This is a genomic window from Calditrichota bacterium, from assembly GCA_020637445.1.
In the GTDB taxonomy this organism is placed as follows: Bacteria; Electryoneota; RPQS01; order RPQS01; family RPQS01; genus JABWCQ01.
Genome location: JACJVZ010000004.1, coordinates 132956 through 144117, shown reverse-complemented (window position 1 = coordinate 144117; position 11162 = coordinate 132956). Strand labels below are relative to the sequence as shown.

At 53.0% G+C, this 11162-nt stretch carries 9 protein-coding genes; 5 read left to right on the top strand and 4 right to left on the bottom strand.

What is annotated here, in order from left to right; translation table 11 throughout:
- Positions 1–276: 276 nt before the first annotated feature.
- The 3 genes from H6507_12700 to H6507_12690 all read right to left on the bottom strand — a co-directional run bounded on the left by H6507_12700 (position 277) and on the right by H6507_12690 (position 3567).
- Complete coding sequence (locus tag H6507_12700) at positions 277–2619, bottom strand: T9SS type A sorting domain-containing protein (GenBank protein ID MCB9369963.1); 2343 nt, start codon at positions 2617–2619, stop codon at positions 277–279.
- A 180-nt stretch (positions 2620–2799) separates the two neighbouring features.
- Entirely contained in the window at positions 2800–3156 is a 357-nt protein-coding gene (locus tag H6507_12695) for a cupin domain-containing protein (GenBank protein MCB9369962.1), read from the bottom strand.
- A gap of 57 nt (positions 3157–3213) precedes the next feature.
- Entirely contained in the window at positions 3214–3567 is a 354-nt protein-coding gene (locus H6507_12690; GenBank protein MCB9369961.1) for a VOC family protein, read from the bottom strand.
- Positions 3568–3742: 175 nt separating this feature from the next.
- On the opposite strand from H6507_12690, the gene H6507_12685 reads away from it, so the two are divergent.
- From H6507_12685 to H6507_12665, 5 genes are all read left to right on the top strand, one after another.
- Positions 3743–4366, top strand: coding sequence for a thioredoxin family protein (locus tag H6507_12685; GenBank protein ID MCB9369960.1), 624 nt, complete (start codon positions 3743–3745; stop codon positions 4364–4366).
- A 69-nt stretch (positions 4367–4435) separates the two neighbouring features.
- The gene (locus H6507_12680; protein MCB9369959.1) at positions 4436–5470 is read left to right on the top strand and encodes a T9SS type A sorting domain-containing protein; all 1035 of its coding nucleotides are present in this window, start codon (positions 4436–4438) and stop codon (positions 5468–5470) included.
- 55 nt (positions 5471–5525) lie between these two features.
- Entirely contained in the window at positions 5526–6692 is a 1167-nt protein-coding gene (locus tag H6507_12675) for a T9SS type A sorting domain-containing protein (protein ID MCB9369958.1), read from the top strand.
- 154 nt (positions 6693–6846) lie between these two features.
- Positions 6847–7908, top strand: a complete 1062-nt coding sequence (locus H6507_12670; protein MCB9369957.1) for a T9SS type A sorting domain-containing protein — start codon at positions 6847–6849, stop codon at positions 7906–7908.
- 40 nt (positions 7909–7948) lie between these two features.
- Positions 7949–9181, top strand: a complete 1233-nt coding sequence (locus tag H6507_12665) for a T9SS type A sorting domain-containing protein (protein MCB9369956.1) — start codon at positions 7949–7951, stop codon at positions 9179–9181.
- A gap of 301 nt (positions 9182–9482) precedes the next feature.
- Here the strand turns inward: H6507_12665 and H6507_12660 are convergent, their stop codons facing one another.
- Complete coding sequence (locus H6507_12660) at positions 9483–10898, bottom strand: aldehyde dehydrogenase family protein (protein ID MCB9369955.1); 1416 nt, start codon at positions 10896–10898, stop codon at positions 9483–9485.
- Between the last annotated feature and the right edge of the window lie 264 nt (positions 10899–11162).

Sequence of the window (11162 nt, the reverse complement as noted above, 5' to 3'; positions counted from 1 at the left end):
GTTTCCGTCATCCGCGCCTGTCCTTGGAAGGATAAGGACCTATTCAAGGAAGCCACGACCCTCAAGCGCAACCGAGTAGCGCTGTGTCGGCGAAGCATAGTTGTAAGTCAGAGATTATTCTTAAGTTCTCAGTCGCTCAGAAACGGGGCACCCGCAGCGGGTGCCGCCGCGGGAAGGGGCGGCTCTGAAACTGCAAAGACATACTTTAAAGAAAGGGAAATCGATATCAGAAGGAACAAAAAAACACGTAACATCGTTGCCTCCGGAAGAATTGGTTTAGCGGATGTATAGTAGTTTCGTAAAGGTTTGATGATCCCTAGACCCAACGAAGTACAATCCGCTGGACAGAGATGCTTGATTGAATCCTGTCAAGTCCCAATGTATCACGCCCGACACCAGATTTTCAGGAACGGTAATGTCGGCAACCTGTTGTCCGAGAATGTTGATAACCTGTATGGTACGACTTTTAATCCCCAATGGCAGCGTCCACTTAATAGTGGTGCTGCCGTTCGTGGGATTCGGGAATAGCGTAATTGAAACATCTGTACTCTGAACGATGGGCAGAATCTCTGAGGAAGAGTTCAGCGGTTGCGACTTAGTGTAGGACATTATGCCGGCTCCTGAAACAAGAAAAGTCTTGGGCCAACCAGGCAGAACAGCTTGAGCATTGCCGAAGCTGACAAGCTCTGCTGCTATGTAGCGTTCCCACACACCATCACCCAAACCTTTGTAGATTCCATCAAGGCCAACCCACCTATAGACAATTTCACTTGTATCAGGATCGAGAAAATATGCACCACCGCCGCTAGGAAGATTGCCTTGAATCGAATACCAATCCGTAAGCGACGTGAAATCATTTCGAGCAAGTCCGCCTAATGTGTATGAATAGCGAATCATGCGGTTGTTCTCATAGTCAACAATAGGAATCCCCCCTTGCTCGTTCTCCATCCCCGGGACAAGGTGCCATGTTGCACCAGAGTCCGCCGAATACCAAAAACCACCTACGTCACCGATACCTGCTACTCCACCAATCACTAGTGTTTCAGGCTCTGTGGAGTAGAAGACGATCTTGGACATGATGAATGACTTCGGCCAGATGTTGGCGTAGTTTGATTGCCACGTTTGACCCAAGTCCCATGTCCTTAAGATTTGAAGAGAGTCAAGGTCGTGATGGTAACCAAATGCAATTGCAGCAGCACTATCGGTAGGATGCATCGTCAAAAGAGGACTCGTAAACCTGTGATCTGCGGGTGGGGGCAAGATCGTTGCGTGCCAAGTCATGCCGCCATCAATACTGCTTCTCGAGTCCCACGGAATCACGAGCTTCAGCATGACGTTGCGATTTGCGGGAGAAGAAATTCCGACCTGTGCAACGTCCGTCGTCCAGCGGCCATTCACAATGCCCCAAGGTTGCCAGTTGAAGCCGCCGTCAAAACTGCGCCACATGTCGGAACCAATATTAACGAGCAATCCGGATTCATCGGAGTAATAAATGTCGTAGGTAGACTGGTTGCCGCGATCCGTTGGCCCAATTTCAATTTGACGGAAGGTATCGGTTGCCGACGGACGATAATAGTACGACGGCGACAGTGATAAAATTTCGCCTTCCCGATTGGGCAGAGGGATGGCCTGCTTGATTCTTCTATCCGTGCGTTCCCACGAGTAACCGCCGTCAGTAGAGACATACAAGTCGAAATTGTTTCCGACAATCATGTTCCAACGTTGGGGATTGACATAGTCCTGGAAGACTCGATCAATGTAGCAATTCGTGTCCGTAGTTTCGAACAACATCTCAAACGTTTCCCCTTGATTCAAAGTGTGCCATAGTCTATACGGCTCACCTAAATAACAATTCTCTTTTTCGATGTAGAGAAGTCTGTCCGGATTGCTCCTGTCCACAATTAACTGCGGAATATCGTTTACGTCCACCGTTCTAAGAGTGTCCAACTCAAGGGTAGCAATGTCAAGCGAGAGAATTCTGAAGTAGTACGGAGGCTCCTGCTCTTTGATAGTAAAGTAAATCTTCTCGCACAGCGGATTGTCCGCCCAAACTCGAATTCTTTTTTCGTCAATGGGCAAGTCTACACGGAACCACTGCTGCCCGCGAATGAACGTTTCCCATATGCTCCGCCCTTGACAAAGTGCAATGCCGTGGTCCGGATTTGCCTGGTCCCAAAACAGTTGTACGTCAGAGAAACTGGAATCAAAGAATGCCCATGCCCATCCCGCACCGCGTGTGGAACTCCACCAAAGAGTATCCGGACCGTTCGATGCCGCTCCGTCATCGGCGCGGAAATAGCGATTGGTGTCAATTGGATGCTGGAATATCCCGAAAAGGTTTGCTCCTTCCCAGTCGTTGGTATACATATGGTATTCAAAGATACCCGGATCCGACAACTTAATTCTGACCGGCCGAATGTCAGACCCCGAGTATCTCGCCATTTGCCAGAGACATGGCCCATCCCAGTACCCTTGCCAGCTATCAGACATCACAACGCGATTGCCTTCTTGTGTCCACTCATCAAGGCCTCCGAACGCTTGACTTGTTGCGAGGCCCAACAACAAAACCGCGAACCCCACCCGCTTCAGAAAACTGAATGCAGAGAGAATTCGCGTCATGATTAAGGCCTCCAAGCTAAGTTGTCCAGCCAGTTTCCCAAGACCTGAGTTCAAGATAGTGTTCCGATTCATATGTGTCAATAGCCTATTCTTTTCTGACTTCTGACTTCATACTTCTGACTTAACAAAAAGGCCCGCTCCCCAGAGCAGGCCTTTTTCCATCCCTCATCCCCCATCCCCTCAGAGAATCTCCTCATCCTCCACCTTCCAAGCCGGATCGACGATACAAAGGAACTCCAACTCCTCCGGCCCGAGGCTCTTGATCCGCTGAGTCACATAAGGAGCGATATACACCGTGTCCCCGGGCCCGACCTCTGTCCATTTTCCGTCCAACTCCATGTTCCCCCTGCCCTTTAAGATGTAGTAGACTTCACTCGTCCTAAGCCTATGCAATATTGAAGTTGCCTCTGGAGCGAGCTTTGCAATAGCCAGTGAATACCCGAGGGCGAGATCAGCCTTGTCCGGGTGCAGAATTTCCCGCAAAATGGTCCCGTCACCTGCTGTAAATTCTTCACTTTCAATTAGTTTCTTGATCATTTTCTGTCCGTTTTCTCCGCGATTCGAGCAATTCAAAAGCGTGGCATCAAGTCCACACTACTCATTCGAGAACAGCCCCACTTTGAATCCGTCCGGCATCTCGAACATCGCGATAAATCCCATATTTTCAGGCAACGGCCGCTTCTCATCTATCGTCTTGCAGCCCAATGTCGCCGCTTTTGCGAGTGTGGCATGAATGTCCCGCACTTCCACATAGTTTTGGCCACCGTTGTCCACGATCTTTTCCATCTTCAGCAGACCACCCGAGATGCCGTTCGCATCGGGTCCCAAGTCGATCATCCAGTAATTCTCCATCATCGGGGCGATCTTCCAGCCGAACAGCTTCTCATAGATCTCCGCGCTCTTGGCCAAATCCGTGGTTATCAGTTCAACATGACAAAATGTATGCACGTGCTTCCTCCCTGTTGAAACTCTTGCTTAGGTGTGGTTTATTAAGAAGCTGCGAAACCTGACACCAGATTAGTCTACAATATCGCTTTTGACGGACAATCGCAATGAAACCGTCATGATTTTGTCAGGTTTAATAGGGTGACCAACATCAAAATAACCCTCCAAAGGAGTCTCGATGAAGAAAGCGCTTGTCCTCATGTTGTCCGTGGTTGCCCTTGTTGTGGTGGCAGGAAGTTTCCTCGCCCCAAAAAACATCTCTGCGGCGGCTCTCGAACCCGGTACAATGGGCCCGTCCTTTGAATTGAAAAACGTCGACGGCAGCATGGTCTCGCTGGCCAGCGGCGCCGGTGAACTTGGAACCCTGATTGTCTTCACCTGCAACCACTGTCCGTTTGCAATGGCCTACGAAGACCGCTTGATCGCTTTGGCCAATGAGTTCCAACCCAAAGGTATCAACTTCATCGCCATCAGCCCCAATGATCCCAAGATCAAACCGGAAGACGGCTACGAAGCGATGCAAAAGCGCGCGCAAGAGAAGAAACTCCCTTACCCGTACTTAATCAATGAAGACGGCGCCGTCGCCGCCGCTTATGGCGCGAACCGCACTCCCGAAACATTCCTGCTCGACAAGAGCGGCAAAATTATATACGCAGGTCGCATCGACGACAATACTGAAGTCAAGGACGTCAAGGAACACGATCTCCACAACGCCCTGACCAAATTAGTCGAAGGTCATCCCGATCAAATCGATCCCAAGATAACCAAAGCCTTCGGCTGCACCATTAAATTTCGCAAGTAGCCCCGCGCGGCCGCCATATCTTCCCGCCGTTGCGTCCTCGCAATGGATATATAATTCCGATTTAAATTCATGAAAGTACTGCTCTTTTTTCTGCTGCCGGCATGCGTCTTTGCCGAACCATGGGTCGTGGGGTGCTCTGGAGCTCCCGGTACACAGTCGTGCGCGTCATCTTGTCACGGTGAAGGCGGAGGCACCGTCGAAGTTCACAACTTTCCCGAAAGCTACGTCCCTGATTCGACCTATATCATTCAGTTGACCAGCACCGGTTTGCCGATCAAGAACTTCAATGCGTCGTGCAGAATAGGTACAAGTTCTTTGACTGGCGGCGTCATCCTGCCGCACACCAATACCGCGACGTACTCCGTTGACAACGAACCCAACGGCGTGCATGCGATTGCGTTTGATCAAGACACACTCGAGTTTCGCTGGCGCGCGCCGAATCCCGGTACGGGCAACGTCACGCTTTATGTCGCGGCGCACCAAGGGCATGATACCGGACCGAACACTGATTTGCAAATCAGTGCCGAAGAATTGTTTATCCCGCAGCCGCCGGACACTCCGAGTCATCCGTCGCCTGCCGATCAAGCCGAAATGGTCAGTGTCTTGAGTTCTTTGCACTGGGATGAAGTCGACCGCGCCGAGTCGTTCAATGTCTATTTCGGACAATCGTCTCCGCCGCCGCTGGTCTCGACTCAAACTCAGATTTCCTATGCGCCCGATACGTTGTTCTATGAGACTACATACTTCTGGCGTATCGAAGCCGTCAACGATGTCGGCACTACGGCCGGCCCCGAGTGGAGCTTTTCGACCGAGGCCGCAAGCGCAGCCGCTGTTCCGGTGGCACGCGAGTTCTCATTGACTCCGCCGTTCCCAAATCCCTTCAACGGATCGACACGGCTGTCGTTCGACATTAACGGCGAACTTCCGCTCACCTTGCAAGTCTTCGATCTGCAAGGAAGATTGGTCGAAACTCTCTTTGACGGAGTATCGCACAGCGGACTAAACACATTTGTCTGGCAAGCATCCGGAGCAAGCGGAGTTTATTTTCTTCGCACCAGAATTGCCGGAACACCACTTACACAAAAAGTTCTTTTTCTAAAATAGAGTTGGCCGAGGGTTGTTTGACCCGAAGCCGAGTCACCAACCCGAGGTAACACACATGAAACGTTTGCTTGTACTGCTAACTTTGTTGACGATGGCCGGAATCAGTTCGGCAACATTACACACGGTGATTCTGTCCGGAATCTCGTTTACCCCCGCGAATCTCACGATTCAGCAGGGCGATACCGTACGCTGGATGAACCAAGGCGGATTTCACAACGTCGCGGAAGTTTCCACTCCGCCCGTCTTCCGCAGCGGTGATCCCACCAGTTCCAATTTTACCTACGATTTCGTTTTCGCCGCTCCGCTGTCCGGTACGTATAGCTATATCTGCGAAATTCATGCTCCGTCAATGGCAGGAACTATCACCGTCGAAGCTGGCGGAAGTCCACCTACAGTGCCCAGCAATCCCACTCCGCAAAACGGTGCAACAGATTTCCCGCTGCTCGGCTTCCTGATTTGGGAATCTGATGGTGCAGACCATTTCGTCGTGCAGTTCGGAACGCAGGACCCGCCGCCCGTTGTGGATGACAATTTTGCCAACATGATGTATGCCTACAGCGAGTTGAATCCCGGTACCGAATACTTCTGGAAAATCACCGCTGTGAATGATTTCGGTCAGGCGGAAAGCCCCGTCTGGCATTTCACCACCGCAGACGTTCCCGGAATGGCCACCAATCCTGATCCGGCTGACAACGCAACCGATGTCGCAGTCACAACGAGCCTCGGTTGGGATGCCGCCGACAGAGCGACAAGCTATGAAGTCTATATGGGAACGGCTGAACCGCTGGGCTTGTTGGGCACGACCACGGAGACGATGCTCACTCCCTCCGCGGATCTTTTGAACAGCACGACCTACATGTGGCGCGTGGATGCAATCAATGACATCGGAACGACGTCGAGCAACACTTGGTCGTTCACGACCGAAGCTGTCAATGCCGTGGGCGACGTCGAGCTTCCCGCTTCCTTTGATGTCGGCGAAGCCTATCCCAATCCGTTCAACAGCAACGTTCGCATCAATCTCGCAATTGCATCCGAGAATCTCGTCACCGTGCGCGTCTTCGACGTGCTTGGCCGTCAGGTCACGACCTTGGTTAATTCGCGTTTGAGTGCGGGTCAGCATATCCTCGAATGGAATGCGACCGGTCATTCCGCCGGCCTGTATTTCATGCGCGCTGAAAGCGCCGGGCTTGTGCAAACTCAAAAACTCATCTACTTGCCGTAACTTTCACGGTCGGGGAGTGGGTTGCCTGCCCACTCCCCGACTAAGCTCTTTTCCGGACGCCGCCGTCCAACCACTGAGGGAGAGCCAGTGTTAACGATTCGCGTTTCGTCTCGAAACGCGTGTCACTTCTTTTCACCTATTTGCTTTTGCAACTATGAGTCGCAACATCGGCCCCTTATCCCTTCTCGTACTTTTTACCTCTGCTTTTGCGCATCCCAACTATGTTGGGTATTCCGGTGCGCCGGGATCACTCGGTCGCTGCGCATCCACCTGTCACGGTGCCGGCGGGGGCACCGTGCAGGTCACGGGTTTTCCCACTGAATATGTCCCTGATTCCACCTACTTGCTGACCATCGCCGCACTGTCTGGTTCGTCGATCAAAAATTTCAACGGCTCGGTTCGCGTCGGCACAAGCTCCACAACCGCCGGACAAATCGTTGCCGGACTAAACACCACTACCTATTCCGTCGCTCAAGAAAGCAACGGAGTTCATCTGTCTTCCAATGACCGGCAAAACGGGACGTTCTACTGGCGGGCTCCTGTGGCAGGCACCGGAGCAGTACGGCTCTATGTTGGCGCGCATCAGGGAAACCACAGCGGTCCCAATACAACGATCACTTTAGTTGCCGACGAAACGGTCACACAGCTTCCGCCCGGAGCTCCTTCCGATCCGATTCCGGCTGATGCTGCAACGGACCAGCCTCTCGAAGTAAATCTCTGGTGGTTGGCCGATCAATCCACGGACTACTGCGAAGTCTATTTCGGCACCGAAGATCCCCCGGTTCTGTTCGCCAACAACGTCGGCGGCGAAAGCTACTTGGTCTCAGACCTTGAACCAAGCACAACGTACTATTGGATGGTCTCCGCCGTCAATGAAGGCGGAACCACTCCCAGCCGCGTCTGGTCCTTCACAACCGAAACGGCTTCCGCTGCGGAAAATACCCTAATCGCAAGCGAGTTCCAGGTTTCCCCGGCCTACCCCAACCCCTTTAACGGACTCGTTCGCGTGACCTTGACTGTCCCCTTTAATTCCACCGTATCCGCCGTCATTTTTGATAGAACCGGACGACAAGTTGCAACTCTACTCCAAAATTCCCTAATTGATAGGTCTGTGGATCTTGAATGGAATGCCGCTGGATATGCAGCGGGACTCTATTTCTTAAGGTGCGACTGCGCCGGGCTCTCGCAGACTCAGAAGCTCGTTTATCTTCCGTAATTTGTAAATTTATCATACACTTTATGCAAAGGGGCCAATCATGTCCCGTCTCCTCCTCCTCGCAGTGCTATCGCTGCTCTTCGCTTCTGCTCTCTTAGCTCGTCCCACCTATACCGGCTATTCCGGTGCACCCGGCGCAACCGGAACCTGCGCTTCCTCTTGCCACGGCTCGGGAGGCGGAACCGTGCAAGTCACCGGTTTCCCCACCGAGTACGTTCCTGACTCGACCTACAATGTCTCCGCCGAACACAACGGCGTGCACTTGTCGTCGAGTAACCGCACCAGCGGCACATTCAGTTGGACGGCTCCCACAGCGGGAACAGGTTCTGTCAGGTTGTATGTTGGTGCGCACCAAGGCACCAGCATGAGCGGCGCAAACACGAACATCGTCATGACTGCTGCTGAAGCCGTCATTGAAGCCCCGCCGGAAATCACTTCGACTCCCAATCCTGCCGACAACGCTGCGGATGTCCCGGTGACAACAACTCTGAGCTGGTCCGGCGGTGACGGAGCAACGTCCTTTGATGTTTATCTCGGTCCCTCGGAGCCGCTCGATTTCATGGGCACCACCTCCGGCTTCACGTTCGACATTCCCATTGAGTTGCTGACGGAAACCACCTACATGTGGCAGGTCAATGCGTCCAATGACTTCGGAACAACGGCCGGTCAGGTGTGGTCGTTCACCACCGAAGCCGAGCAGCTTCCGCTTCCCGGTCAAGCGACGAATCCCATTCCGGCCAACGGCGCCACCGAAGTTCCCGTTACTCTCTCAACCTTGCAATGGGATGCGGCGGATTTCGCTGAGGAGTATTGGGTCAGCATCTACGCTTCTGACACGTTCGACGTCGGCGGACCGTTCACCACGACTTTTGTCGATCTTCCTTTCGAGCTTGAATATAGCACAACGTATCATTGGTTTGTGACGGCCGTGAATGCTTCCGGCACGATGCCAAGCGAACTTTGGTCGTTCACAACCGAAGCCTTCAATGCCGCACACGACGAACTCATTGCAAGCGAGTTTTCAGTAAGCCCCGCGTATCCCAATCCGTTCAACAGCACGGTACGGATCACGCTGGCCGTTCCGACTGAGTCCCCCGTCACCGCACGCGTCTACAACAGAACCGGACAACTCGTCACCACTCTGTTGGACAATTCGAGAATCGGCAACTCAACAATAGAATGGAACGCGCAAGGCGTCGCCGCAGGAACTTATTTCCTAAAATGCGATTGCGCCGGATACTCCACAACTCAAAAGCTAATCTACCTCCCGTAATTCTCCTCTCCCCCCAAAATCCACGAAGTGGTTTTGGGGGGACTAAGGGGGGCTTCTGAAAAAAAACGGCTCGCGCAAGCGAGCCGTTTCCATTTTCACCGTAGGGGCGGATGGCAATCCGCCCGTGCCGGGGTGTAAAATGATATTGTCATCCTGAACAAAGTGAAGGATCTACTAGCACAACTCAACCTCCCAAAGCACTAGTCCCAATCCAAAGCGCCGCGCAGCATTCCGCGGCGGCACCCGCCGCAGGTCCCCTTTTCATATTTCATACTTCATATTTCATATTTTCTCCCCCGCCTCACAGCTCCCCAGACTTCACAACCAGCATCTTCTCCACCTGCATATCCCGGATCGAATACGGAATCCCTCCCACTCCATAGCCCGATTGCCGAAGCCCCGCAAACGGCATCCAATCCACGCGAAACGCCGTATGTTCATTCACCATCACCGCCGAGGCGTTCAATCTCGAATAACATCTTGCAGCGGTATCAAGATTCTTCGTATACACCGCCGCTTGAAATGCGAACGGCGAGTTGTTTGCCCGCGCAATTGCATCGTCGAGGTCTTTGTAAAGATAAACACAAGCCACCGGACCGAAGATTTCCTGCGTCGTGACTTTCGACTCTTCCGAAACATTCCACAACACCGTCGTTTTGTAGCAAGTGTCCGACAACTGCTCTGCTCCGCACAGCGGCACGGCTCCCTCTGCCACGGCTTCCTTCACCCACATATTCACCCGCGTCACTTCCTGCGGACGAATCAGCGGCCCGATTTCCGTCTCAGTCAGAGTCGGATCACCGATTTTCATCTTGTTTCCAGCTTCGGCAAACTTGTGCGCAAACTCAAACGCAAACGACTCGTGCACATAGATTCTCTGCGCCGACACACACACCTGTCCCGCGTGATAAAAAGCAGCCTTCGCCAGCGGCGCAATCGCACTTTGCCAATCAGCATCTTCGGCCACAATCACCGGAGCGGTTCCACCGTGCTCAAGTGCGCAGCGAGTTCCCGGCGCGATCTTCGAGCGCAGCATCCAACCCACTTTGAAACTGCCGATAAAAGTCAAAAATGCCACGCGCGGATCCGTCGCAAGTTTTTCCGCGACACTCAAATCACTCGTGATACAGGCTTGACACCATTCTTCGGGAAGTCCCGCCGCATGCAGCATCTCCACAAAACGAAAACACGAGAGCGGCGTGTCATCTGCGGGTTTCACAATCACCGGACATCCCGCGGCGATGGCAGGGCCGACCTGATGCGCGATCAAGTTTAGTGGATGATTAAACGCGCTGATCGCCACCACCGGCCCAATCGGTTCACGTCTGGTCACAGCCAGTTTCCCCGTCGAGGCCGCATTTAGGTTCATCGGAATCTCTCGCCCCGCATCCGTGCGCATCGTTTCGATACACACTCGAATACTATCCGCCGCGCGCGCCACTTCCACCTTCGAGTCCATCAACGGCTTACCACCCTCGCGTGCAGCTTCCAAAGCCAGCGACTCCGCATTCTCCAAAATCAGCTTTTGCAAATTCTCCAAAATCTGCAACCTCTTCGGCAACGGAATCCAAGCGTCGCGGTTAGCAAAAAGTTTCTGAGCGGTGTTCAGCGCGACCTCAATCGCATCCGCACCCGCAGTATCCACGGTTGCAATCGGTGAGAGGTCATACGGCGCCACGACTTCAGCCTTAGAAGCCGCCCGCGCACCCGGTATCATCAACGGATAGTGTGCCATAAACTCAATTTCCCATAAGTTCTATCCAAGAAAATAGGCATTTCCCGCCGAAACCACAACCAAATCTCCCCCCAAAACTCGCGAAGCGATTTTGGGGGGACAAAGGGGGGCTTCTGAGTTCTCGGTTCTTACCTCATACCTCTTAGGCTCGCGGCGGCAGGTGTCTTCACCTGCCCCGCACATCGAGATGCTCTGTTCTCGGTTCTTACCTCTTACCTCTTACCTCATACCTATTCTGACTTCCGA